At 56.8% G+C, this 22,952-nt stretch carries 21 protein-coding genes; 14 read left to right on the top strand and 7 right to left on the bottom strand.

Annotated features, from left to right (window positions below; genetic code table 11):
* Window positions 1-158 precede the first annotated feature (158 nt).
* Window positions 159-3,272 (top strand): multidrug efflux RND transporter permease AcrD, encoded by a 3,114-nt coding sequence (acrD, locus tag O3S68_RS00595; RefSeq protein ID WP_269230590.1) that lies wholly within the window; start codon window positions 159-161, stop codon window positions 3,270-3,272.
* A 100-nt stretch (window positions 3,273-3,372) separates the two neighbouring features.
* Here the strand turns inward: acrD and ypfM are convergent, their stop codons facing one another.
* Window positions 3,373-3,432, bottom strand: coding sequence for a protein YpfM (gene ypfM / locus O3S68_RS00590; protein ID WP_100181659.1), 60 nt, complete (start codon window positions 3,430-3,432; stop codon window positions 3,373-3,375).
* Window positions 3,433-3,616: 184 nt separating this feature from the next.
* On the opposite strand from ypfM, the gene O3S68_RS00585 reads away from it, so the two are divergent.
* The 4 genes from O3S68_RS00585 to O3S68_RS00570 all read left to right on the top strand — a co-directional run bounded on the left by O3S68_RS00585 (window position 3,617) and on the right by O3S68_RS00570 (window position 5,850).
* Window positions 3,617-4,054 carry a GNAT family N-acetyltransferase gene (locus O3S68_RS00585; RefSeq protein ID WP_269230589.1) on the top strand — a complete coding sequence of 146 codons (438 nt, stop codon included), beginning with the start codon at window positions 3,617-3,619 and terminating at the stop codon, window positions 4,052-4,054.
* Between the two features lie 91 nt (window positions 4,055-4,145).
* On the top strand, window positions 4,146-4,502 hold the full coding sequence (locus O3S68_RS00580; protein WP_269230588.1) for an ArsC family reductase: 357 nt from the start codon (window positions 4,146-4,148) through the stop codon (window positions 4,500-4,502).
* A gap of 3 nt (window positions 4,503-4,505) precedes the next feature.
* The gene (gene dapE / locus O3S68_RS00575) at window positions 4,506-5,633 is read left to right on the top strand and encodes a succinyl-diaminopimelate desuccinylase (protein WP_017458939.1); all 1,128 of its coding nucleotides are present in this window, start codon (window positions 4,506-4,508) and stop codon (window positions 5,631-5,633) included.
* Between the two features lie 16 nt (window positions 5,634-5,649).
* Window positions 5,650-5,850, top strand: a complete 201-nt coding sequence (locus tag O3S68_RS00570; protein WP_017458940.1) for a YpfN family protein — start codon at window positions 5,650-5,652, stop codon at window positions 5,848-5,850.
* A gap of 42 nt (window positions 5,851-5,892) precedes the next feature.
* Here the strand turns inward: O3S68_RS00570 and ypfH are convergent, their stop codons facing one another.
* The 6 genes from ypfH to dapA all read right to left on the bottom strand — a co-directional run bounded on the left by ypfH (window position 5,893) and on the right by dapA (window position 12,452).
* Window positions 5,893-6,591: an esterase gene (ypfH, locus tag O3S68_RS00565; protein WP_269230587.1), complete on the bottom strand. Its 699-nt coding sequence runs from the start codon at window positions 6,589-6,591 to the stop codon at window positions 5,893-5,895.
* A 77-nt stretch (window positions 6,592-6,668) separates the two neighbouring features.
* Window positions 6,669-8,693, bottom strand: coding sequence for a tRNA(Met) cytidine acetyltransferase TmcA (locus O3S68_RS00560; protein WP_269231643.1), 2,025 nt, complete (start codon window positions 8,691-8,693; stop codon window positions 6,669-6,671).
* A 10-nt stretch (window positions 8,694-8,703) separates the two neighbouring features.
* Window positions 8,704-9,570, bottom strand: coding sequence for a KPN_02809 family neutral zinc metallopeptidase (gene ypfJ, locus O3S68_RS00555; protein WP_269230586.1), 867 nt, complete (start codon window positions 9,568-9,570; stop codon window positions 8,704-8,706).
* Between the two features lie 132 nt (window positions 9,571-9,702).
* Window positions 9,703-10,416, bottom strand: a complete 714-nt coding sequence (gene purC, locus O3S68_RS00550; RefSeq protein ID WP_017458944.1) for a phosphoribosylaminoimidazolesuccinocarboxamide synthase — start codon at window positions 10,414-10,416, stop codon at window positions 9,703-9,705.
* 106 nt (window positions 10,417-10,522) lie between these two features.
* On the bottom strand, window positions 10,523-11,557 hold the full coding sequence (bamC, locus tag O3S68_RS00545) for an outer membrane protein assembly factor BamC (protein ID WP_020454676.1): 1,035 nt from the start codon (window positions 11,555-11,557) through the stop codon (window positions 10,523-10,525).
* A 16-nt stretch (window positions 11,558-11,573) separates the two neighbouring features.
* The gene (gene dapA, locus O3S68_RS00540) at window positions 11,574-12,452 is read right to left on the bottom strand and encodes a 4-hydroxy-tetrahydrodipicolinate synthase (RefSeq protein ID WP_045510336.1); all 879 of its coding nucleotides are present in this window, start codon (window positions 12,450-12,452) and stop codon (window positions 11,574-11,576) included.
* 145 nt (window positions 12,453-12,597) lie between these two features.
* Here dapA and O3S68_RS00535 point away from each other — a divergent pair, with 145 nt between their 5' ends.
* The 9 genes from O3S68_RS00535 to O3S68_RS00495 all read left to right on the top strand — a co-directional run bounded on the left by O3S68_RS00535 (window position 12,598) and on the right by O3S68_RS00495 (window position 22,947).
* Window positions 12,598-13,170 carry a glycine cleavage system transcriptional repressor gene (locus tag O3S68_RS00535; protein WP_017458947.1) on the top strand — a complete coding sequence of 191 codons (573 nt, stop codon included), beginning with the start codon at window positions 12,598-12,600 and terminating at the stop codon, window positions 13,168-13,170.
* Entirely contained in the window at window positions 13,170-13,640 is a 471-nt protein-coding gene (gene bcp / locus O3S68_RS00530) for a thioredoxin-dependent thiol peroxidase (protein WP_020454679.1), read from the top strand. Before O3S68_RS00535 ends, bcp begins: the two co-directional genes overlap by 1 nt.
* Before the next feature lie 268 nt (window positions 13,641-13,908).
* Window positions 13,909-14,529 (top strand): 4Fe-4S dicluster domain-containing protein, encoded by a 621-nt coding sequence (locus O3S68_RS00525; RefSeq protein WP_269230585.1) that lies wholly within the window; start codon window positions 13,909-13,911, stop codon window positions 14,527-14,529.
* Window positions 14,529-16,550, top strand: a complete 2,022-nt coding sequence (gene hyfB / locus O3S68_RS00520; protein WP_269230584.1) for a hydrogenase 4 subunit B — start codon at window positions 14,529-14,531, stop codon at window positions 16,548-16,550. Before O3S68_RS00525 ends, hyfB begins: the two co-directional genes overlap by 1 nt.
* Window positions 16,551-16,563: 13 nt before the next feature.
* Window positions 16,564-17,511 carry a respiratory chain complex I subunit 1 family protein gene (locus O3S68_RS00515; RefSeq protein WP_044489443.1) on the top strand — a complete coding sequence of 316 codons (948 nt, stop codon included), beginning with the start codon at window positions 16,564-16,566 and terminating at the stop codon, window positions 17,509-17,511.
* 16 nt (window positions 17,512-17,527) lie between these two features.
* Window positions 17,528-18,967 (top strand): hydrogenase 4 subunit D, encoded by a 1,440-nt coding sequence (locus tag O3S68_RS00510; protein WP_269230583.1) that lies wholly within the window; start codon window positions 17,528-17,530, stop codon window positions 18,965-18,967.
* Between the two features lie 11 nt (window positions 18,968-18,978).
* A complete protein-coding gene (gene hyfE / locus O3S68_RS00505; RefSeq protein WP_017458953.1) occupies window positions 18,979-19,629 on the top strand; it encodes a hydrogenase 4 membrane subunit in 651 nt (216 codons plus the stop codon).
* 4 nt (window positions 19,630-19,633) lie between these two features.
* A complete protein-coding gene (gene hyfF, locus O3S68_RS00500; RefSeq protein ID WP_269230582.1) occupies window positions 19,634-21,217 on the top strand; it encodes a hydrogenase 4 subunit F in 1,584 nt (527 codons plus the stop codon).
* 20 nt (window positions 21,218-21,237) lie between these two features.
* On the top strand, window positions 21,238-22,947 hold the full coding sequence (locus O3S68_RS00495) for a hydrogenase large subunit (RefSeq protein WP_097407693.1): 1,710 nt from the start codon (window positions 21,238-21,240) through the stop codon (window positions 22,945-22,947).
* Window positions 22,948-22,952 lie beyond the last annotated feature (5 nt).

Genomic DNA, 22,952 nt, shown 5'->3' with positions numbered 1-22,952 from the left:
ATTTCGCTTAAGTTTCGTTATGCATAGTTATGCCTTAATCGGGCATGATAATTTACATTTTCTCCTTTTTTTCTCCACGATTGGTTTCTGCATTGCCGCTACATTGATGCAAGCAATGTCACTATAACGATGCGCAGCAATATGAGGTTTTATTTCTGATGGCGAATTTTTTTATTGATCGCCCCATTTTCGCGTGGGTGCTGGCGATCCTGATCTGTCTTACGGGGACACTTGCCATTATTTCTTTACCCGTCGAACAATATCCCGATTTAGCCCCGCCTAACGTCCGCATTACCGCTAACTACCCTGGCGCATCGGCGCAAACCCTGGAAAATACCGTTACGCAGGTTATCGAGCAGAATATGACCGGCCTCGATAATTTAATGTATATGTCCTCGCAAAGCAGCGCCACCGGGCAGGCGACGGTCACCCTCAATTTCAGCGCCGGTACCGATCCTGATGAGGCCGTACAGCAGGTACAAAACCAGCTGCAATCGGCGATGCGTAAACTTCCGCAAGCCGTGCAAAACCAGGGCGTCACGGTGCGTAAAACCGGTGATACCAACATCTTAACCATCGCGTTTGTCTCCACCGACGGGTCGATGGATAAGCAAGATATCTCCGACTATGTGGCGAGTAATATTCAGGATCCGATTAGCCGCGTAAACGGCGTTGGCGATATTGACGCCTACGGTTCGCAATATTCAATGCGTATCTGGCTCGATCCTGCGAAGCTCAACAGTTACCAGCTCACCGCCTCGGACGTCACCAGCGCCATTTCGTCGCAGAACGCGCAAATTGCCGTCGGGCAACTTGGCGGAACGCCTTCTGTTGATCGCCAGGCGTTAAACGCCACTATCAACGCGCAGTCGCTTTTACAAACGCCGGAGCAGTTTCGCAATATTACGCTGCGCGTGAATCAGGACGGCTCGGAAGTGCGTCTTGGTGACGTGGCGACGGTGGAACTGGGCGCAGAGAAATATGACTACCTGAGCCGTTTTAACGGTAACCCCGCTTCCGGGCTGGGGGTGAAACTGGCCTCCGGCGCTAACGAAATGGCAACGGCAGAGCGGGTGATTAACCGTTTAAACGAACTGGCCTCCTTTTTCCCGCACGGTCTGGAATATAAAGTCGCTTACGAAACCACCTCGTTTGTTAAAGCCTCGATTATCGATGTAGTGAAAACCCTGCTCGAAGCTATCGCGCTGGTGTTTCTGGTGATGTACCTGTTCCTGCAAAATTTCCGCGCCACGCTGATCCCCACTATCGCCGTGCCGGTCGTGCTGCTTGGCACATTCGCCGTGCTCTACGCATTCGGCTACAGCATCAACACCCTGACCATGTTCGCCATGGTGCTCGCCATCGGTCTGCTGGTGGATGATGCGATTGTGGTGGTGGAAAACGTCGAGCGCATCATGACCGAAGAAGGGCTGTCGCCCAGGGAAGCGACACGCAAATCGATGGGGCAAATCCAGGGCGCGCTGGTGGGGATTGCGATGGTGCTGTCGGCGGTATTTGTACCGATGGCGTTCTTTGGCGGCACCACCGGCGCGATTTATCGCCAGTTTTCCATCACCATTGTTTCGGCGATGGTGCTTTCTGTGCTGGTGGCGATGATCCTCACACCGGCGTTATGCGCCACGTTGCTCAAGCCGCTGCATAAAGGGGAACTGCACGGGCAGAAAGGCTTTTTCGGCGCCTTTAACCGCATTTTCAACCGTAATGCCGATCGTTATGAAACCGCCGTCGGTAAAATCCTGCACCGCAGCCTGCGCTGGATTTTGCTCTATATGTTGCTGATTGGCGGCATGGTACTGCTGTTCCTGCGTCTGCCAACGTCGTTTCTGCCGCTGGAAGACCGGGGCATGTTTACCACATCCGTGCAGTTGCCGAGCGGGGCTACGCAACAGCAGACGCTGAAAGTGGTGCAGAAAGTCGAAGACTATTTCTTCACCCACGAGAAAGCGAATGTTGAATCGGTGTTTGCCACCGTCGGCTCTGGCCCCGGTGGTAACGGGCAGAACGTGGCGCGTTTGTTTATCCGCCTGAAAGACTGGGAAGCCCGCGACCCGAACAGCGGTAGCGCGTTTGCCATTATCGAACGTGCCACCAAAGCGTTTAGCCGTATTAGTGAAGCCCGCGTTTTCGCCAGCAGCCCGCCCGCTATCAGTGGTATGGGGAGTTCGGCCGGTTTTGATATGGAGCTGCAGGATCACGCCGGTGCAGGCCACGACGCGCTGATGGCCGCCCGCGATCGTCTGATTGAGATGGCGGCGAAAGATCCGGCGCTGACCCGCGTTCGCCACAACGGTCTTGATGACAGCGCACAGTTGCAAATCGATATCGATCAGCGCAAAGCGCAGGCGCTCGGCGTGTCGATTGATGATATTAACAACACGCTGAAAACCGCCTGGGGCTCCAGCTACGTGAATGACTTTATGGATCGCGGCCGCGTGAAAAAGGTCTACGTACAGGCTGCGGCGAAATACCGCATGCTGCCGGACGATATCAACCTGTGGTATGTGCGAAATAGCAGCGGTGGAATGGTACCGTTCTCCGCGTTTGCCACTTCGCGCTGGGAAACCGGCTCGCCACGCCTGGAGCGCTACAACGGTTATGCCGCAGTCGAGATTGTTGGCGAATCCGCCCCCGGCGTCAGCACCGGTACGGCGATGGATGTGATGGAGAAACTGGTTAGCCAGTTGCCTACCGGTTTTGGCCTCGAATGGACCGCGATGTCTTACCAGGAGCGTCTCTCCGGCGCGCAGGCACCAGCGTTATATGCGGTTTCCCTGTTGGTCGTGTTCCTGTGCCTCGCGGCGCTGTATGAGAGCTGGTCTGTGCCGTTCTCGGTGATGCTGGTGGTACCGCTTGGCGTGATTGGCGCGTTGCTGGCAACCTGGATGCGCGGGCTGGAAAACGATGTCTACTTCCAGGTCGGGTTGTTGACGGTCATAGGCCTGTCGGCGAAAAACGCGATACTCATCGTCGAATTTGCCAACGACATGAATGCGAAAGGCGAAGATCTGCTGGTCTCCACGCTGCATGCTTGCCGTCAGCGTTTGCGGCCGATCCTCATGACCTCGCTGGCGTTCGTTTTCGGTGTGCTGCCAATGGCAACCAGCACCGGTGCGGGCTCCGGCAGCCAGCATGCGGTGGGTACCGGTGTGATGGGCGGGATGATTTCCGCCACCGTGCTGGCGATTTTCTTCGTGCCGCTGTTCTTCGTGCTGGTGCGCCGCCGTTTCCCGCTGAAAGCGCGCACGCAGTAATTTCTGCATAACAAAAAGGCGACCTGCTGGTCGCCTTTTTCATGTGTCGGTGCACATTGTTATTTATTAAGCCGTCACTGCTTAATCGTTGATCAGGAAATTATTTACGAAGCATGCCTTCGATAAAGTCTTTCCAGTTCCCCAGTTCATGTTCAATCATAACTACCTCTCTTATTATTTTGGCAATTCTACTCAAACCCGTAACAACATTGAAGAGACGTTAATCAATTGCTTCAATCGCTATTAGCGGGGTACTTTTAATGCTTGCGATAACTATGAGCCGATGTCATGTCATTTACTGTGAATAACGGCAATATTCCATAAAAACTTTAGGGCCAAATGAAATGACGATCACATTGTTCGATAAATCAGCAATTGAAGAGGTGGACTGGCTGGCGTTAACGGCGCTTATTGCCGCAGGCGGCCTTAATCAGCGCGACCCGCTACAGGTCGAGCAAGCGTGGCGCAACAGCACCTTCTGCTGGTTCGGCTACCATAACGGGGAACTGGTCGCCACGGCGCGTGCTATCAGCGATCTGACATGGGCCAGCTATGTTGCGGATATTGTGGTCGCGCCAGAAATGCAGGGCCGCGGTTATGGAAAACAGCTAATGTCTGACATTGTCAGAACATTATTACCGTTCGGTAAAACCTTTATTTATTCCGTACCGGAAAAGACCGGATTTTATCAACAATATGGTTTCCGTTTTTTAACCACTGGCATGGTATGCGCAACACCTGAAAGTTTATTCAAACTGGAACAGAGGGGTTATATCCGCTGAAATTTGCTTATCAGACTAATCACAGGCAAATTAAAATCCGTTATTCTAATTTCTTGCACAAATAACCAAAAATGAGACAAAAGGATTCACCATGATCACCATGTACGGCATCAAAAACTGCGACACCATCAAAAAAGCGCGCCGCTGGCTCGAAGCGCAGCGGGTGGAATACCGTTTCCACGATTATCGCGCAGACGGTATTCATGCAGATTTACTGCGTACATTTGTTGATGAACTCGGCCGGGAAGCGCTGTTAAACACCCGTGGCACCACCTGGCGTAAGCTGGATGAAGCCCAGCGCGCAACCATCACCAGTGATGATGCCGCCATCGCGTTGATGCTTGAAATGCCTGCAATTATCAAACGCCCATTGCTCTGCGCGCCGGGTAAGCCTATGCTGCTGGGTTTCAATGAATCCAGTTATGAGAAGTTTATCAACGAGGTGTAGTTTATGTCGTGCCCGGTTATTGAGCTGACACAGCAGCTTATTCGTCGCCCTTCTCTGAGCCCCAATGACGCAGGATGCCAGGCGCTGATGATTGAACGTCTGCGCGCTATCGGTTTTACCATTGAGCCGATGGATTTTGGCGACACGCAAAACTTCTGGGCATGGCGCGGGCAAGGCGAAACGCTGGCCTTCGCTGGCCATACGGATGTGGTGCCGGCTGGCGATGCGGACCGCTGGATCAATCCGCCTTTTGAACCGACCATCCGTGACGGCATGCTGTTTGGCCGCGGCGCGGCAGACATGAAAGGTTCGCTGGCGGCGATGGTCGTCGCCGCCGAGCGTTTTGTCGCGCAGCATCCGCAGCATAAAGGCCGTCTGGCGTTTCTCATCACCTCTGACGAAGAGGCCAGCGCCACCAACGGCACTGTCAAAGTGGTCGACGCACTGATGGCGCGTAACGAACGGCTGGATTACTGCCTGGTCGGCGAGCCTTCCAGTACGGAAGTGGTGGGCGATGTGGTAAAAAACGGTCGCCGTGGTTCAATGACCTGCAATCTGACGATTCACGGTGTTCAGGGTCACGTTGCCTATCCGCACCTGGCGGATAACCCGGTGCACCGCGCCGCGCCAATGCTCAATGAGCTGGTGGCGATCCAGTGGGATCACGGCAACGAATACTTCCCGCCGACCAGCATGCAGATTGCCAATATCAAAGCCGGAACCGGTAGCAACAACGTTATCCCTGGCGATCTGTTTGTGCAGTTCAACTTCCGCTTTAGTACCGAGCTGACCGACGAAATGATCAAAGCTCATGTGCAGGCGCTGCTGGATAAACATCAGTTGCGTTACAGCGTGGAGTGGTGGGTTTCCGGGCAGCCTTTCCTGACAGGGCGCGGCAAGCTGGTGGATGCGGTGGTCAATGCTATTGAGCACTATAATGAGATCAAACCGCAGTTGTTAACCACTGGCGGCACGTCAGATGGCCGTTTTATCGCGCGTATGGGCGCGCAAGTGGTTGAACTCGGGCCGGTGAACGCCACCATTCACAAGATCAACGAATGTGTGAACGCGGCGGATTTGCAACTGCTTGCCCGTATGTATCAACGCATTATGGAACAACTCATCGCCTGATGGCCTGGAGGATGACATGGACTGGCTGGCAAAATATTGGTGGATTCTGGTGCTGGTGTTTTTACTTGGCGTACTGATTAATGTGATCAAAGACCTGAGCCGGGTCGATCACAAAAAATTCCTCGCTAACAAACCGGATCTGCCGCCGCATCGTGATTTCAACGACAAGTGGGACGATGACGACGACTGGCCGAAGCAGGATCAGCCGAAAAAGTAAGCCTCACATTATTCACCCCCTTTCGGGGGTGAATTTTTTTACTCATAAAAATTCGACAATATTGTCGTCATTCGGCTTGCCACCGCTTAACGCTTCATCGAAATAGTGCTTCGGCACGGTGTAGCGCAAATGTTTGAGCGCCAGCTCAATACTGCGATCATCAATGGCATGGCCCAAATCATCGACAATATCCAGCGTGATATCGCCGCCTAACGTTTGCACCGCTTCCTGGGCCTTCACCGCCCAGGCCAGATCGATAACCCGGTCTTCACCGCCGTGAATCAGGTGAATGGTTTGTGTCGTGGAAACCGCCTGCGGCAGCGTGGCATAACGCCCGTTGAAAGCAATGACACGCGAGGCCAGATCCGGCTGCGCCTTCAGCCCTTCCAGCGCCATAATCGCCCCCTGCGAAAAGCCAATCAGCGCCGTGGCTAATGCGTTTACACCGCTTTGCTGCTGCCAGCAGCGCACAATGTCAATAAATTGCGGCATTACAACGTCGATACGTTGCTGACGATTTTCTTCCGTCACGCCTGCCACGGAAAACCACTGGCGGGCCGGTGGTGCACCGCAGGCTTCCACACCGCCAATACTGACGATCAGCGCATCGGGAAAGTGCGGTGCAAACCAGCTGCCGATTTGTCCCATGGAGACCGGGTTATCGCCAACGCCATGAAACAACAGCAGTAATTGTTTTGCCGGGGATGGCGGACTTTGTACAACGAAATGGTCATGTTTCATGGTTGTCTCCTTAAATCATTGAGTGCAGTTTACGCCCGGGAGCCATAATGACCATGCCATTTAACTGAATGAGTTAGTTAAAAAAATTGCAGTTTCTGCACCTGTGTTTTCAGATTGAGCGCGCGATCAGCATCCAGGTTAAAGAGCGCCTGTTCACACTCCTGGCGCTGAGATAACAGCAGCGCTTTACGCCCGCTCAGCGATAAACGCTGACATAACGCCTGTTCGCTTTCGCCATCGCTTACCCGCCCTCGCAATGCCGACAAAGGCAAATGCGTTTGCGCCAGCAGACGACATAACGCGCCAAAAGCCGCCGAAAATGGTCGATGTGCGAAAGCAAAACCGGCCAGCTCCAGCCAGTCCTCTTCACTAAGCGTAGTCGACTGGACAACAGGCAGAGATAACGTTTCCTCGCGCCAGTCGGCAAGCCAGGGCAGATCGCGCGCCAGTCGGGTCTGTTCCCGCACCCGCAAGGCTTCGCCAGCCGCCGTCAGCGGGAGTATCGCCATGGCGGTAAAACAGCCGCTGCTCGCTTCGCGATGGCTGCCAAGGCGCACCAGTGAAAAACCGCAGCGCTGCCAGAAGCGCCATAACTCTGGCGTATAGCCAAAACTGACGGAGAGGTAATCACACGCCGTTGTTTGCGCCCGCGCATGGGCGATGAGCGCACTGCCAATCCCTGTCCGCTGGCAAAAAGGATGCACAGCAATGCGGCTGATGCGCCGCCCGCGCAGGGTTGCCGCCAGCGGGCTACCACCGTGCGCGGCCAGCGATTGCGCGACCAGGTTACCACGCGGGCGACGAAAACCCGCCCACACCGCCTGGCTAAGCCCGGCACTTAACCCACCCTCTTCCACCAGCCAGAGCGCGGCAACGGTCGTTTTTGCCCGGCAAGCCTGCCAGAAATGCTGCCCTGGCGCATCCATCATGCGTCGCAGATCGAGCGGTGACGTGCGGTAATGGGCGCTCGCCAGCAGACGATAAATCGCCGCCGGGATCGCCGGTGCCTCTCGCCAGGCCTGCGCCGGTAGCGGTTGCATGGTGATGTCACCTGTCGGCGGTTCCGCGACAGATTCATCGTCAAACAACAACAGAGCGCTAATCACCTGCTCCAGCGGGCAGCCCGGCGCCCAGCGCAGCGGCGTGGAGAGCGTGTAATGGCGTAACTGCGGAAACCCAGCGCAGAACTTCAGCAAAAAACCCTGCCCGGTGCCTTCATAACCCTGAACAGTGGTGGTGAGCAATACACGGGGGAAAGCAGAAACCAGCGCATGCAGCAGCGGGCCAGGCATGGCGGCGGCTTCATCGACCACCAGCCAGCCGGGCTGCGCTCCCTGCGCCGTTATTTGCTGGAGTAACGCATCCGGGGCGATAAAGTTGAACCGCTCCCCGGCGTAGTGCGCCAGCACATCGGTGGCGGCGCGCGCAGGTGCGGTAACCGTGACAGGCTCAGATATGCGGGCAATATGCATCCCTGACAGCGCTGATTTTCCTCGCCCGCGCGGTGCCGTTACCACCGCGACACCTGGTGGCATGTGCTGAAGTTGCGCGAGGATCTGCGCCTGCTCGCGCTCGGGTGCACCGGTTGCCGCGTACCATTCAGCCCGGGCAGCCAGGGGAAAAAAGTCCGGAAGAGAAAAAGGGGATGTTTGCTGCCACACCACGGTTTGTGGATCATTACGAAGCGTACGGCAAAAGTGATCAACAAAAACCGGGGTTGGGATCGGCTCGGCGGTGTCGCTCCAGCGCAGGCTGTCTGCATCCGGCTGCTGCGGCCACAGCGCGAACGGCGGAGTGAGTAACACCAGCCAGCTACCGGTCGTGAGCGTCCCGCCAAGCGCGGCGAACGCGGCGACATCAAATCCTTCACGCGCATCGAACACCGCATGACGGAATTCCCGTCCGAGCAGGGTGGTTAATGCACGGGGTTGAATGTGTTGTGGCCAGCCGCTGTTTTCACCCACCCACAGCCAGTCGCCGGGAAGGGAGTCGCGCAGTGTGCTCGCCTGCGCTTCACTCCACACAGGCTGACCGGCAATGACCAGCAAGCGACGGATCCCTTCCTGCGCCATGCGGGCGCTCAGTTCAATCAGTTGTTGCATCACGAGGTGATTACAGCTGCCCGCTGAATGTATTGCACTGCGCCGGATCGCCGCTGTCCATTCCGCGTTTGAACCAGGTGTAACGCTGTGTCGAGGTGCCATGCGTAAAGCTATCCGGGAATACGACGCCCTGGCTGCGCTGCTGTAAGCGGTCATCACCAATGGCTTGCGCAGCGTTTAACGCCTCTTCGACATCGCCCGGTTCCAGCACGCCCTGCTGCTCCATGCTGTGCCCCCAGACGCCTGCATAGCAATCTGCCTGCAACTCCATGCGTACCGACAAGGCATTTGCCTGCTGTTGCGTGGCGTTTTGTTGCAGGCCGCGCACTTTAGCTTCCGTTCCCAGAAGTTTTTGCACGTGATGACCGACTTCATGGGCAATCACGTAGCCCTGAGCGAAATCACCGCCCGCGCCGAGCTTGTTTTTCATCTCATCGTAAAAAGAGAGATCGATATAAATTTTGCTGTCTGCCGGGCAGTAAAACGGCCCCATGATGGATTGCCCGGTACCGCAACCGGTATGGGTGCTGCCACGGTACATCACCAGCGTCGGCTGCTGATAATGTCGCCCCATTTTTTCAAACAGCTGGCCCCAGGTCTCTTCGGTAGTGGCGAAAATGACGCGGGTAAAATGCGCAGACTCATCCTCGTGCGGGTTCGCGGCGCGCTGTTGTTGCGTGGGTGGGCTAACCGGTTGCCCGGTCAGTAAACTGGTGAGATCAACACCGTAATAGCTCGCGACGATCACCACAAACAGTAGGATTATCCCACCCTTGCCACCCGGTAAACGAAACCCCGGCCCGCGCATCGACGGCCCACCCGACTCATTACGTCGGTCTTCTACGTTGTCACTCTCTCGACGGCCTTGCCAGCGCATAACTACCTCACTATCCCAATGATGGACTCAGTGTATATATGATCGTAGGCGCAGAGGGAAGGATTAGCACAGGAAAAAAGTGAGGAAATCCGGAGGATGCAGGCACCCTCCGGAGGTCAGACGGGGTGAAAATCAGTCCAGTTTCACGCCAAGACGGTGCGCCACGGCTTCATAGGCTTCAATCAGGCCGCCAAGGCTCTGACGGAAACGGTCTTTGTCCATTTTATCCAGCGTCTCTTTGTCCCACAGGCGGCTGCCGTCCGGGGAGAACTCGTCGCCGAGTACCACTTCACCTTTAAACAGGCCAAATTCCAGTTTGAAATCAACGAGGATCAAACCAGCATCATCAAACAGTTTGCTCAGCACGTCGTTGGCTTTGTAGGTCAGCTCTTTCATGCGCGCCAGATTTTCTTTATTCACCCAGCCGAAGGTTTCGCAGTAGGATTCGTTCACCATCGGATCGTGCATCGCATCGTTTTTGAGGAACATATCGAACAGCGGCGGATTCAGCTCAATGCCCTCTTCAATGCCCAGACGTTTCACCAGCGAGCCTGCCGCACGGTTACGAATCACGCACTCTACCGGCACCATATCCAGTTTTTTCACCAGACATTCGGTATCTGAAAGCAGCGCTTCCATCTGGGTCGGGATACCCGCTTCTTGCAGCTTGGTCATAATGAAATGGTTGAACTTGTTGTTCACCATGCCCTTACGATCGAACTGTTCAATGCGCGCGCCATCCCCTGCTGACGTATCGTTACGGAATTCGAGCACCAACAGGTCCGGGTTTTCCGTACTGTACACGGTCTTCGCTTTGCCGCGATACAACTCAGCTTGCTTTTGCATCTTCATTACTCCAGGTGTGATTACAAGGCTAATTTGGCTATTTTACGCTGACGCACACGTTTGCGTCACCATAATAAAAAAAGGCCGGAAGATCCGGCCCTGAGGATTATCGGTTAAACGCCGCCTGGAAGGCTGCGACTAACGCGTCGTTCTGCGATTGTGTCAGCGTGTGACCTTTCGGATCGATGAACTGGAGGCTGCTGCGGTTATCCAGATCGCCGACCTGCAGTTTATAGTCGCCGGAGGCCAGACCCGGATCGCGCGCGCCCAGCTCCTGCCAGCTGCTGTCAGACAGCGGCTTGTAGGTCACGGCAATGCTGCCCGTTGAGCGGGTGCTGTCGGTCACTTTCATGCCCACTTTTTCCAGCACGGACGGCAGACGCTGCCACACCACGTTAAACGGACCACGCACCACCAGCATCGGCAGACCGGTATCATCGGCAGCGCTCTGGACATTCAGCGTAGAGACGCTGCGGTTTTCCGCCGCGTTCTGCGCGTCAGTTGCGGTTTTATCCAGACCGGAGGAGATAACGTTCAGCATTTCGGTGCTGTAACGCTGCAGCGACGCGGCGTCCGCAACCGGTTTGCCCGCCTGTTCCAGATTCACCAGCTTGACGACAACCGCCTGCTGGTAACCCTGCGGTTTCACCGAGATTTGATAACGACCACGATACTGCTGATCTTCATCCAGACGGTTCCAGTCAACCCAACCGGTGGTCAGGGTTTGCGTAGCATCGTCACGTTTGTCGATGCTGTAGTTTTTCCCCTGAAGAATGCTGACGACCTGCGGCCACAGCGTGCTGTTGCGGCCGTTTTCGACCATCAGCGTCGCGGTGTCACCGGTAAACTGGGTGCGCGCACCGCTCACCAGCGCCAGCGGCTGAGCTGGCGGACGAATGTCCAGCGCTTTACCTACAGCGCCACTGCCGTTAGCAACAGGAATGGTGTAATCACCGTTTTGCACCGGGAGGATCATCCCTGCGGGCGCGTGAAGTTCAGCAAGCGGAGCCGCATCCAGATAGGATTCGTCACCGCTAACCTGACGCTTATAACGTGAATCGGAACTACAGGCGGCGAGCAACATCACAAGTGAAACACCCGCTACCTTCGCCAGGCGCGACTTCTGTACTGAGTAAGCCATCAAATCTCCCTAAACTTTACAGCAGACCGGCATGCTTAAGCGCAGTGCGGACAACGTCACGACCGTGGTCGGTGATGGGCGTCATCGGCAGACGCAGCGTGTCGGTTGCTACAAGCCCCAACTCCATACATGCCCATTTGACTGGGATCGGATTGGGTTCGACAAATAGTTTGTTGTGTAACGGCATCAAACGCTGGTTGATCACGCGTGCTTCGGCGTAATTCCCCTCGGCCGCCAGTTTGCACATGTCAGCCATATCACGCGCCGCCACGTTGCTGGTCACGGAAATCACACCATCACCGCCGAGCTGCATAAAGTCCAGCGCGGTGGCATCGTCGCCGCTCAGCAGAATAAAGTCGTCTGAAACCAGCTCTTTGATCTGGTGAACACGACTTAAGTTCCCGGTCGCTTCCTTAATACCGATAATATTTTTAATTTTCGCCAGGCGACCCACGGTTTCCGGCAGCATATCGCAGCCGGTACGCGACGGCACATTATACAGAATTTGCGGCAGGTCAGTATGTTCGGCGATGGCTTTAAAATGCTGGAACAGCCCTTCCTGAGTCGGGCGGTTGTAGTAAGGCGTAACGGTCAGGCAACCCACCACACCGCTGTCGTTGAAACACTGGGTCAGGCTGATGGCTTCTGCGGTAGCGTTCGCGCCTGTCCCGGCAATCACAGGGATGCGCCCGTCGGCCAGTTCAACCGTCATCTTCACCACGTCGGCATGTTCATCATGGCTCAGCGTGGCGGATTCACCGGTAGTCCCTACCGAAACGATCGCCGTGGTTCCGTTGGCGACATGGTAATCAATCAGTTTTTTCAGGCTTGACCGGCAGACTTTACCTTGCGAATCCATCGGCGTGATAAGCGCGACAATACTTCCCGTGAACATGGGCCATCCTCTGTGCGAACAAGATTCTCAATGGTACGTGCGGTGCCGTCAGAAAAGCAAGAGACCTGAGGCTCTGTGGCGGTTGTATGCCGGTTTTTTTTATGCTTTCCTTATGATTACCTCATGTTTGACAGGAAGCTCAGGTTTGACAACCTCATCACAACACTTTTTGGTTATCACTGCGCTGGGGGCCGACCGGCCTGGCATTGTGAACACGATCACACGCCACGTCAGCAGCTGCGGCTGTAATATCGAAGACAGCCGTCTGGCGATGCTGGGGGAAGAGTTCACGTTTATAATGCTGCTATCGGGTTCGTGGAACGCCATCACCCTTATCGAATCGACGTTGCCGCTGAAAGGCGCCGAGCTGGATTTGCTGATTGTGATGAAACGTACCGATGCCCGTCCGCGTCCTGATATGCCAGCCACCGTGTGGGTGCAGGTTGAAGTCCCCGATTCGCCCCACCTGATTGAGCGTTTCACTGCGCTTTTCGACGCACACGAAATGAATATTGCGGAGTTAGTCTCCCGTACACAGCCCGGTAATCTTACCGTTGCGCCAACGTTATTTATCCAGATAACCGCTCATAGCCCCGCGTCACAGGACGCGTCAAATATTGAGCAGGCGTTCAAAGCCCTATGTACAGAATTGAACGCGCAAGGCAGTATAAACATCGTCAACTATTCCCAGCATGATGAACAGGATGGAGTTAAGTAATGAATCCACTGAAAGCCGGTGATATCGCACCGAAATTTAGCTTGCCCGATCAAGACGGTGAACAAGTAAATTTGGCCGACTTCCAGGGACAGCGTGTTCTGGTCTATTTCTACCCGAAAGCCATGACACCAGGCTGTACTGTCCAGGCCTGTGGCCTGCGCGATAACATGGATGAGTTAAAGAAAGCGGGTGTGGAAGTGCTGGGTATCAGCACCGACAAACCAGAGAAACTTTCCCGCTTTGCCGAAAAAGAGCTGCTCAACTTTACGCTGCTCTCTGATGAAGACCACCAGGTCTGCGAGCAGTTTGGCGTCTGGGGTGAAAAAACCTTTATGGGTAAAACCTACGACGGCATCCACCGTATCAGCTTCCTCGTGGATGCTGACGGTAAAGTTGAACATGTGTTTGATGACTTCAAAACCAGCAATCACCACGACATCGTGGTTAACTGGCTGAAAGAGAACGCCTGACAGCAACGCACCTTTTCTCAGGGCGGCCCTATCGGGTACGCCCTTTCCTTTGCCGCTCCCCTGCAAATAGTTGACCGCGATCACACTTCCCACCCTGATGTCGACACTTGTGCCGACAGGTTAATTTTCGCTCTACGCTGACCATCACTTTTGTTCGCCCCTTGATCCTCAAAAATTCACAACCACTTGAAATTTAACCATTTATAACTTTGGCACAGGTTATGCTAAAGCAGGCTCAATGTTTTTACCTCGATTCCAGGGAGCCGAAATGAACCGCTTTGTGATTGCCGATCCCGAGTGGTGTATAGGATGCAATACCTGCCTTGCCGCCTGCTCGGATGTGCATAAAAGCCAGGGACTGCAACACCATCCCCGGCTGACACTCGTGCGCACCCCCACCAAAAGCGCGCCGATACTGTGCCGCCACTGTGACGACGCGCCATGCAAACAGGTGTGTCCGGTTAATGCCATTTCGTTTCGGGATGATGCCGTTTATCTCAACGAAACGCTGTGCATTGGCTGCAAACTGTGTGGGCTGGTGTGTCCGTTCGGGGCGATCACGCCCGCCGGCAGCCGCCCGCTTAATATTCCCGCCCGTTACGAGCATCACATTGCCGAAGAACAACTGCGCGATGTACCCGGCAGTGCACCCAACGATCACCCCTTTTTACGCTGGAACGCGGGGGTGCAAACCATCGCAGTGAAATGCGATCTCTGCGACTTTCTGCCCGAAGGCCCTGCCTGTGTTCGGGCTTGCCCCACGCAGGCGCTGCATCTGGAAACGGAAAACACACTGCATAAACAGCTCAAGGCCCGTCGGGAGCTGGCCGCGCTGAGTTCAACCGATGTGACCTTCCCTCCTCTTCCCTCTTCGCCGGAGCAACGCTAATGGATGCCCTGCAATTATTGATGTGGTCAATCGTGGTGTACGTCGCCGGAGGCTTCCTGTCGTTGTTGCTTGCCCGTAGTCAGGAACTGGCGATCAACGTCGCCGGGATCGCCGCCATGATTGGCGGCGTGCTGGGGATCGCCAGCGCCCTGAGCGCATGGCACGGCGGCGTGCCGCTGAGTTTTCAGGCCATTGGCCCGTTTGATTTCGCCCATTTCGTGGTGCGCATGGATAACCTGAGCGCCTTTATGGTGCTCGTTATCTCACTACTGGTCACGCTGTGCGGGCTCTATTCACTGGCCTATGTGCGGGAATACATCGGCAAGGGTGCCGGGGCGATGGGCTTTTTTATGAACCTGTTTATCGCCTCAATGGTCGGTCTGGTGGTGATGGATAACGCGTTCTGGTTCATCGTGCTGTTTGAAATGATGTCCCTCGCCTCGTGGTTTTTGGTTATCACTGACCAGGATGAAGAGTCGATCCGCGCCGGGATGCTCTACTTCTTTATCGCCCACGCCGGGTCGGTACTGATTATGATCGCCTTCTTCCTGATGTGGCGGCAGAGCGGCAGCCTCGATTTCGCCAGTTTCCGCACGCTCACACTTGAACCGGGCACCGCGTCAGCGGTCTTCCTGCTGGCCTTTTTCGGTTTTGGCGCCAAAGCCGGGATGTTACCGCTGCACAGTTGGCTGCCGCGCGCCCACCCGGCTGCACCATCGCACGCCTCGGCGCTGATGTCGGGCGTGATGGTGAAAATTGGTATCTTCGGCATTATCAAAGTCGGTATCGACCTGCTCGGTCACAGCGGTATTCCGTTATGGTGGGGCGTAGTGGTGCTGGCTTTTGGCGCGGTGTCGTCGGTGCTTGGCGTGCTCTACGCGCTGGCAGAGCACGACATCAAACGCCTGCTGGCATGGCACACCGTCGAGAACATCGGCATCATTTTGCTGGGCGTCGGCGTCGGCATGGCGGGCATCGCTTTACATCAACCGGTGATTGCCGCTGTCGGCCTGCTCGGCGCGCTGTTCCACCTGCTTAACCACGCGCTGTTTAAAGGCCTGCTGTTTCTGGGCGCAGGCGCAATCATCTTTCGTCTGCATACCCGCGATATGGAAAAAATGGGGGCGCTCGGTAAACGGATGCCGTGGACAGCCGGCGCATTTCTGGTGGGCTGTCTCGCCATTTCCGCGATGCCGCCGCTGAACGGCTTTATCAGCGAGTGGTATACCTATCAGTCGTTGTTCTCCCTGACCCGCATTGACGCCATCATCCCGCGCCTCGCCGGCCCCATTGCCATTGTGATGCTGGCGATCACCGGTGCGCTGGCGGCAATGTGTTTTGTGAAAGTTTACGGCGTCAGTTTTTGCGGCAATGCGCGCAGTGAAAAAGCCGATCAGGCACGCGAAGTGCCGTGGCCGATGGTTGCCGCCATGTCCGTGCTGGCGCTGCTGTGCGTCGTGCTCGGCGTGGGCGCAAGCTGGGTGGCCCCGCAATTAATGCATATCGCGCTGAGCTTAACGCCACCAGCAATGCTTGCCGCCGCCGAAGGCGCAACGCTTATCCCCGGAGATGCGCAGCAAGCGATGCTGACGCCTTCCACCGTGTTCCTGCTGTTACTGCTTTTGCCCCTGCTGCCCGGCGTGCTGTGGTTTCTCAACCACCAGACGCGCGGCGCGTTTCGCCGCAGCGGCGATGCCTGGGCCTGCGGTTACGCGTGGGAAAAAGGCATGGCTCCTTCCGCAGGCAGCTTTACCCAGCCGCTGCGTGTGATGTTCGGCCCGCTTTACCAGCTGCGTAAACAGCTCGATCCGGCTCAGCCCTTACAGCGCAGCCTGGGCGGTATTACGCAGGCGGCAACGCGCACAGAGCCGTTCTGGGACGAGAAAATTATTCGCCCGCTGGTCAGCGCAACGCAGCGCGTGGCCCGCGTGGTGCAGTACCTGCAAAGCGGCGATTTCCGGCTCTACTGCCTGTATGTGATTGCCGCGCTGGTGATCCTGCTGCTGACGATCGCGCTGTGAGGAGGAGACAACAATGTTAGAACAGACATCTGCGTGGTCACTCGGGCTATTTGCCCTCTGCCAGGCAGCCCTATTGCTGGCGCTGACGCCGCTGTTTACCGGGGTTTCCCGGCAAATCCGCGCCCGCATGCACTCCCGAAAAGGGCCGGGGATCTGGCAGGATTACCGCGACTTACAAAAGCTGCTGAAACGCCAGGCTGTCGCACCGGCTTCCTCCGGCCTGATGTTTCGCGCCATGCCGTGGGTGTTGCTCAGCAGCATGCTGCTGGTGGCGATGACGCTGCCGCTGTTTATCCGTACCGCGCCGTTTGCCGGAGCGGGCGACTTAATCACCCTGATTTATCTCTTTGCCCTGTTCCGTTTCTTCTTTGCCCTTTCCGGGCTGGATACCGGCAGCCCCTTCTCCGGCCTCGGCGCCAGCCGCGAGCTGACGCTGGGAATCCTGGTGGAGCCGATGCTGATCCTTTCGCTGCTGGTGCTGGCGTTACTGGCGGGTTCCACCCAAATCAGCGCCATCAGCAACACGCTGGCGGCGGGCTGGATGTCACCGGTCGCCACCTTTTTAGCGCTGCTGGCTTGCGGGTTCGCCTGCTTTATTGAGATGGGCAAAATCCCGTTCGACGTCGCGGAAGCGGAGCAGGAGTTGCAGGAAGGTCCACTGACCGAATACTCCGGCGCGGGTCTGGCACTGGTGAAATGGGGCGTCGGTCTGAAACAGGTCGTAATGGCCTCGCTGTTGCTGGCGCTGTTTTTCCCCTTCGGCAATGCCGTCACGCTCAGCGTGGGCGCGATGGCGCTGTCGCTGGTGATCACGCTGCTGAAACTGCTGGTGGTGTTTGTGCTGGCCTCGGTGGTGGAAAACTCGCTGGCGCGCGGGCGCTTTTTGCTGACGCACCGCCTGACCTGGCTCGGCTTCAGTCTGGCTGCGCTGTCCTATGTCCTCTGGTTAACCGGTTTGTAAGGAGCGCGGAAAAATAATGGAAACTCTTGCTCTGACGACGCTGCTACTGCCCTTTATCGGCGCGCTGGTCGTCTCGCTTTGCCCACGGAAAACCGCGCCGCAGCTTGCCACGCTCTTCGCGCTTCTGGCAACGCTTGCCACCGTGCTGCTGGCCTGGCGCTTTTACCAGGCAGGCAGTGAAACCGCGGATATGCCGCTGCTGGCGGCGGGTCAGGTGGTGCTGTTTGGTCTGTTAGTCGACCGCATCAGCACCCTGATCCTGTTTGCGGTGGTGTTTCTTGGCCTGCTGGTGGCGCTCTATTCGACCGGTTACCTGACGCGCAGCAACCGCGAGCATCCGCACGACGGCAGCAACCGTTATTACGCGTTCCTGCTGGTGTTTATCGGCGCGATGTCCGGTTTAGTGCTCTCCTCCACGCTGCTCGGGCAACTGCTGTTTTTCGAGATCACCGGCGGCTGTTCCTGGGCGCTGATTAGTTATTACCAGAGCGAAAAATCCCAGCGCGCGGCGATGAAAGCGCTGCTTATTACGCACGTCGGTTCGCTTGGCCTTTATCTGGCGGCGGCCACGCTGTTTTTGCATACCCACACTTTTGCCCTGAGCGCCATCAGTCAGCTACAAGGCCCGGCGGCCTATCTGGTGTATGGCGGCATTCTGTTTGCCGCGTGGGGCAAATCCGCCCAGTTGCCGTTACAAGCCTGGCTGCCGGATGCGATGGAAGCACCAACCCCGGTGAGCGCTTACTTGCACGCTGCGTCAATGGTGAAAGTGGGTGTCTACATTTTTGCCCGCGCAATCGCCGAAGGCGGGCACATTCCTCACACCATCAGCTGGATTGGTGTCGGCATGGCGACGCTGACGCTGGTATACGGCTTTTTGATGTACCTGCCGCAAAAAGATATGAAACGGCTGCTGGCCTGGTCGACCATCTCGCAACTGGCATGGATCTTCCTCGCCCTGTCGCTGTCGACCTTCGGTTCACCGCTGGCCTTCAAAGCGGGGATTGTTTACATCTTCAACCACGCCTTTGCCAAAAGCCTGTTTTTCCTCGTGGCGGGCGCACTCAGCTACAGCTGCGGTACGCGTCTGTTGCCGCGCTTGCGCGGGGTAATGAAGACATTGCCGCTGGCGGGCATTGGCTTTTGCGTTGCCGCGCTGGCGATCACCGGCGTGCCGCCGTTTAACGGTTTCTTCAGTAAATTCCCTCTCTTCGCCGCCGGGTTTGCCCTGTCGAATGACGCCCCGATTTTACTGGCGGTGATGATTCTGGCGCTGGTGGAGTCCGTTGCCAGCTTCGGCTGGTTTATTTACTGGTTCGGGCGCGTGGTGCCAGGTGAGCCGAGCGAAGAAGTGGCGCAGGCCGCACCGCTGCCGTACGCGATGAAACTGGTGCTGGTGATTCTGATTGTGATGTCGCTGTGCTCAAGCGTGATCGCTGCGGCGTGGCTTGGATAAGGGAGTCGATAATGACGGGAACACTGCTTGTTAACAACCTGGCGGGGCTGATGATGTTCACCTCGCTGCTGGTCACCTGCGCCAGACGCTACTCCGTCTCCTGCTGGTTGTATGCCCTGCAATCGCTGGTGCTGGTCTCTATCTTTTTTACCCTGTCGCAGTTGCTGGACGCCGAACAGTTGCTGATGTGGTCGTTCAGCGCGTTCTTCACCAAAGTGCTGCTGGTGCCGCTGATCATGGGCTACGCCTTTCGCAAGATGGCGCAATCCGGCGTTGGAGAACGGCTGTTTGGCCCGGCCACGCTGGTGCTGATGGCGGCGGCAATTGTGCTGCTGTGCTGGTTTGTGGTGCGCCCGGTGCAATTACCGATGATCGCCCAGCTCAAACCGGCGCTCGCCGTTGCGCTCGGTCACTTCCTGCTTGGGCTGCTGTGCATTATCAGCCAGCGCAATATTTTGCGGCAGATCTTCGGCTACTGCCTGATGGAGAACGGCTCGCACCTGGTGCTGGCGCTGCTCGCCTGGCGCGCGCCGGAGCTGGTGGAGATTGGCATCGCCACCGACGCCATTTTCGCGGTGATTGTGATGGTGCTACTGGCACGGAAAATCTGGCGCACCCACGGCACGCTGGATGTCAACACGCTGACGGCGCTGAAGGGGTAACACCATGAGCCATACCTTGATGTTCACGTTGTTACTGCTGACGCCGCTGCTGGTTTCTGCGCTGTGCTTCGCCTGCCGCCTGAGCGGCAATGCCGCGCGCACGCTGGTTACGGTGGTGCATACGCTGGGGATTGCGCTGCTGCTGGTTATCGCCCTGTGGACGGTCGCGGAAGCGGTGCGCGAAGGGGAAATTTTCGCCGCCAGCCGCTGGTTGCATATCGACAGCCTGAGCGGGCTGTTCCTGTCGCTGCTGGGCGTTATCGGTTTTATCACCGGCCTCTACTCGATTGGCTATATGCGCCATGAAGTTGATCACGGTGAAATCAGCGTACCGACGCTCTGTTACTACTACGGTTTTTTTCACCTGTTCCTGTTCACCATGCTGCTGGTGGTCACCAGCAATAACCTGATTGTGATGTGGGCGGCGATCGAAGCCACTACGCTCAGTTCCGCTTTTCTGGTCGGTATTTACGGGCAGCGCTCGTCGCTGGAAGCGGCATGGAAATACATCATCATCTGTACCGTTGGCGTGGCGTTTGGCCTGTTCGGTACGGTGCTGGTGTACGCCAATGCCGCCAGTTTTATGGCGCAGCCTGATCACGCCATTTTCTGGACCGAAGTGCTGAAAGAGAGCAACCAGCTCGACCCGACGCTGATGGTGCTGGCGTTTGTGTTTGTGCTGATTGGTTTTGGTACTAAAACCGGGCTGTTCCCGATGCACGCGTGGCTGCCGGACGCGCACAGCGAAGCGCCGAGCCCGGTGAGCGCCCTGCTCTCGGCGGTGCTGCTCAACTGCGCCCTGCTGGTGCTGATCCGCTACTACATCATTATTTGTCATGCCATCGGGGACAGTTTCCCCAACCGGCTACTGCTGATTTTTGGTCTGCTGTCGGTGGGCGTCGCCGCGTTCTTCATTCTGGTGCAGCAGGATATGAAACGCCTGCTGGCTTATTCCAGCGTGGAAAACATGGGGCTGGTGGCCGTTGCGCTCGGCATCGGCGGCCCGCTTGGTATTCTGGCGGCGCTGCTGCACACGCTCAATCATAGTCTGGCGAAAACGCTGCTGTTCTGCGGCTCCGGCAATGTGCTGCTGAAGTACGGCACCCGCAATATGGATGTGGTGTGCGGGATGCTGAAAGTGATGCCGTTTACCGCCGTGCTGCTCGGCGGCGGCGCGCTGGCGCTGGGCGGTATGCCGCCATTCAATATTTTCCTCAGTGAGTTTATGACCGTCACCGCCGGGCTGGCGGCGGAACATCTCGCCGTCACCATCCTGCTGCTGGTGTTACTGACGCTGGTGCTCGGCGGGCTGGTGCGCATGGTGGCGAAAGTGCTGTTCGCCACGCCGCCGCAGCAGGTGGCAACCGGCGAGCTGGGCTGGCTCACTACCGCGCCGATGGTGATTTTACTGGTGATGATGCTGGTGATGGGTACGCATATTCCTCAGCCGGTCAGCCGGTTACTGGCCAGCGCTGCCACCATCGTGCAGCAAAACAATGATGATCATCCCACCCAGCTTAGCTGGCTGTGGGCCAATTTTGATACCACCGCCGCATCGGCAACGCCGTCGCATCGTCAGGGAGAGTGAAAGTGAGTTACTTAGCAAGCGTGAATCTCCAGCAACCTCGCGGCAACGCCTGTCTTGCTGCATTGAAGGCGCAGTTTCCCGGCGCGGTGCTGGACGAGGAGCGCCAGACCTTCGAACAAGTCACTATAACGGTCAAAATCAATCTGTTGCCGGACATCGTGCACTACCTCTATTACCAGCATGACGGCTGGTTACCGGTGCTGTTCGGCAACGATGAACGTACCCTGAATGGTCATTACGCGGTCTACTACGCGCTGTCGATGGAAGGTGCGGAAAAGTGCTGGATTGTGGTGAAAGCGCTGGTCGATGCCGACACGCGCGAGTTCCCGTCGGTGACGCCGCGCGTACCCGCCGCGGTATGGGGCGAACGTGAGATCCGCGATATGTACGGTCTGATCCCGGTTGGTTTGCCGGATCAGCGCCGCCTGGTGCTACCGGATGACTGGCCGGACGATCTGCACCCGCTGCGCAAAGACACCATGGATTACCGTCTGCGCCCGGAACCTACCAGCGACACGGAAAACTACACCTTTATCAACGATGGCGGCAATTCGGCGCGCATTGTGCCGATAGGCCCGCTGCATATCACTTCGGATGAACCGGGGCATTTCCGCTTGTTTGTCGATGGTGAACGGATTGTCGATGCCGATTACCGCTTGTTTTATGTCCATCGCGGCATGGAGAAGCTGGCGGAAACCCGCATGGGCTACAACGAAGTGACATTCCTGTCGGACAGGGTTTGCGGCATTTGCGGCTTTGCCCACAGCGTGGCTTACACCACCTCGGTGGAAAACGCGCTCGGCATTGTGGTGCCGCAGCGGGCGCACACCATCCGTTCAGTGCTGCTGGAAGTGGAACGGCTGCACAGCCATCTGCTCAACATCGGTCTTTCCAGCCACTTTGTCGGTTTTGATACCGGTTTTATGCAGTTTTTCCGCATCCGCGAAAAATCGATGACCATGGCTGAGTTGCTCACCGGTTCGCGCAAAACCTATGGTCTGAATCTGATTGGCGGTATCCGCCGCGACATTCTCAAAGAGCAACGCGTCAAAACCATTCAACTGGTGAAAGAGATGCGCGCGGAAGTGGCGCAACTGGTCGATATGCTGCTCTCCACGCCCAACATGGCGCAGCGCACCCAGGGGGTGGGCATTCTTGACCGCCAGGTCGCACGCGATTTCAGCCCGGTCGGGCCGCTGATCCGCGGCAGCGGTTTTGCCCGCGATTTACGTTTCGATCATCCGTACGCCGACTACGGCAGCCTGCCGAAAACGCTGTTTACCTGGCCGGATGGCGACGTCTTTTCACGCGTTATGGTGCGGGTGAAAGAGGTGTTCGATTCGCTGGCAATGATTGAGTTTGCCCTTGATAACCTGCCGGATACGCCGCTGCTGACCGAAGGGTTCAGCTATCAGCCGCATAAATTCGCCCTCGGTTATGTGGAAGCGCCACGCGGTGAAGATGTGCACTGGAGCATGCTCGGCGACAACCAGAAACTTTACCGCTGGCGCTGTCGCGCGGCGACCTACGCCAACTGGCCGGTGCTCCGCTATATGCTGCGCGGCAATACCGTTTCCGATGCGCCGCTGATTATCGGCAGCCTCGATCCCTGCTATTCGTGTACCGACCGCGTGACGCTGGTGGATGTGCGCAAGCGTAAATCGACAACCGTGCCCTACAAAGAGATCGAACGTTACGGCATTGAACGTCGCCACTCGCCGCTGAAGTAAGGAAA

Origin of the sequence: Kosakonia sp. SOY2, from assembly GCF_027109175.1 — a bacterium.
Lineage (GTDB): Bacteria > Pseudomonadota > Gammaproteobacteria > Enterobacterales > Enterobacteriaceae > Kosakonia.
The sequence above is the reverse complement of the archived record's forward strand: the minus strand, read 5'-3'. Positions and strand labels throughout refer to the sequence as shown.

What these genes read in the sequence shown, in the direction of transcription:
- dapA (WP_045510336.1), bottom strand. Translation starts at nt 12,452, where the DNA reads ATGTTCACGGGAAGTATTGTCGCGCTTATCACGCCGATGGATTCGCAA.
- hyfB (WP_269230584.1), top strand. Translation starts at nt 14,529, where the DNA reads ATGGATGCCCTGCAATTATTGATGTGGTCAATCGTGGTGTACGTCGCC.
- O3S68_RS00560 (WP_269231643.1), bottom strand. Translation starts at nt 8,693, where the DNA reads ATGCAACAACTGATTGAACTGAGCGCCCGCATGGCGCAGGAAGGGATC.
- acrD (WP_269230590.1), top strand. Translation starts at nt 159, where the DNA reads ATGGCGAATTTTTTTATTGATCGCCCCATTTTCGCGTGGGTGCTGGCG.
- O3S68_RS00585 (WP_269230589.1), top strand. Translation starts at nt 3,617, where the DNA reads ATGACGATCACATTGTTCGATAAATCAGCAATTGAAGAGGTGGACTGG.
- dapE (WP_017458939.1), top strand. Translation starts at nt 4,506, where the DNA reads ATGTCGTGCCCGGTTATTGAGCTGACACAGCAGCTTATTCGTCGCCCT.
- purC (WP_017458944.1), bottom strand. Translation starts at nt 10,416, where the DNA reads ATGCAAAAGCAAGCTGAGTTGTATCGCGGCAAAGCGAAGACCGTGTAC.
- ypfH (WP_269230587.1), bottom strand. Translation starts at nt 6,591, where the DNA reads ATGAAACATGACCATTTCGTTGTACAAAGTCCGCCATCCCCGGCAAAA.
- hyfE (WP_017458953.1), top strand. Translation starts at nt 18,979, where the DNA reads ATGACGGGAACACTGCTTGTTAACAACCTGGCGGGGCTGATGATGTTC.
- O3S68_RS00580 (WP_269230588.1), top strand. Translation starts at nt 4,146, where the DNA reads ATGATCACCATGTACGGCATCAAAAACTGCGACACCATCAAAAAAGCG.
- bcp (WP_020454679.1), top strand. Translation starts at nt 13,170, where the DNA reads ATGAATCCACTGAAAGCCGGTGATATCGCACCGAAATTTAGCTTGCCC.
- O3S68_RS00525 (WP_269230585.1), top strand. Translation starts at nt 13,909, where the DNA reads ATGAACCGCTTTGTGATTGCCGATCCCGAGTGGTGTATAGGATGCAAT.
- O3S68_RS00510 (WP_269230583.1), top strand. Translation starts at nt 17,528, where the DNA reads ATGGAAACTCTTGCTCTGACGACGCTGCTACTGCCCTTTATCGGCGCG.
- ypfJ (WP_269230586.1), bottom strand. Translation starts at nt 9,570, where the DNA reads ATGCGCTGGCAAGGCCGTCGAGAGAGTGACAACGTAGAAGACCGACGT.
- hyfF (WP_269230582.1), top strand. Translation starts at nt 19,634, where the DNA reads ATGAGCCATACCTTGATGTTCACGTTGTTACTGCTGACGCCGCTGCTG.
- O3S68_RS00515 (WP_044489443.1), top strand. Translation starts at nt 16,564, where the DNA reads ATGTTAGAACAGACATCTGCGTGGTCACTCGGGCTATTTGCCCTCTGC.
- bamC (WP_020454676.1), bottom strand. Translation starts at nt 11,557, where the DNA reads ATGGCTTACTCAGTACAGAAGTCGCGCCTGGCGAAGGTAGCGGGTGTT.
- O3S68_RS00570 (WP_017458940.1), top strand. Translation starts at nt 5,650, where the DNA reads ATGGACTGGCTGGCAAAATATTGGTGGATTCTGGTGCTGGTGTTTTTA.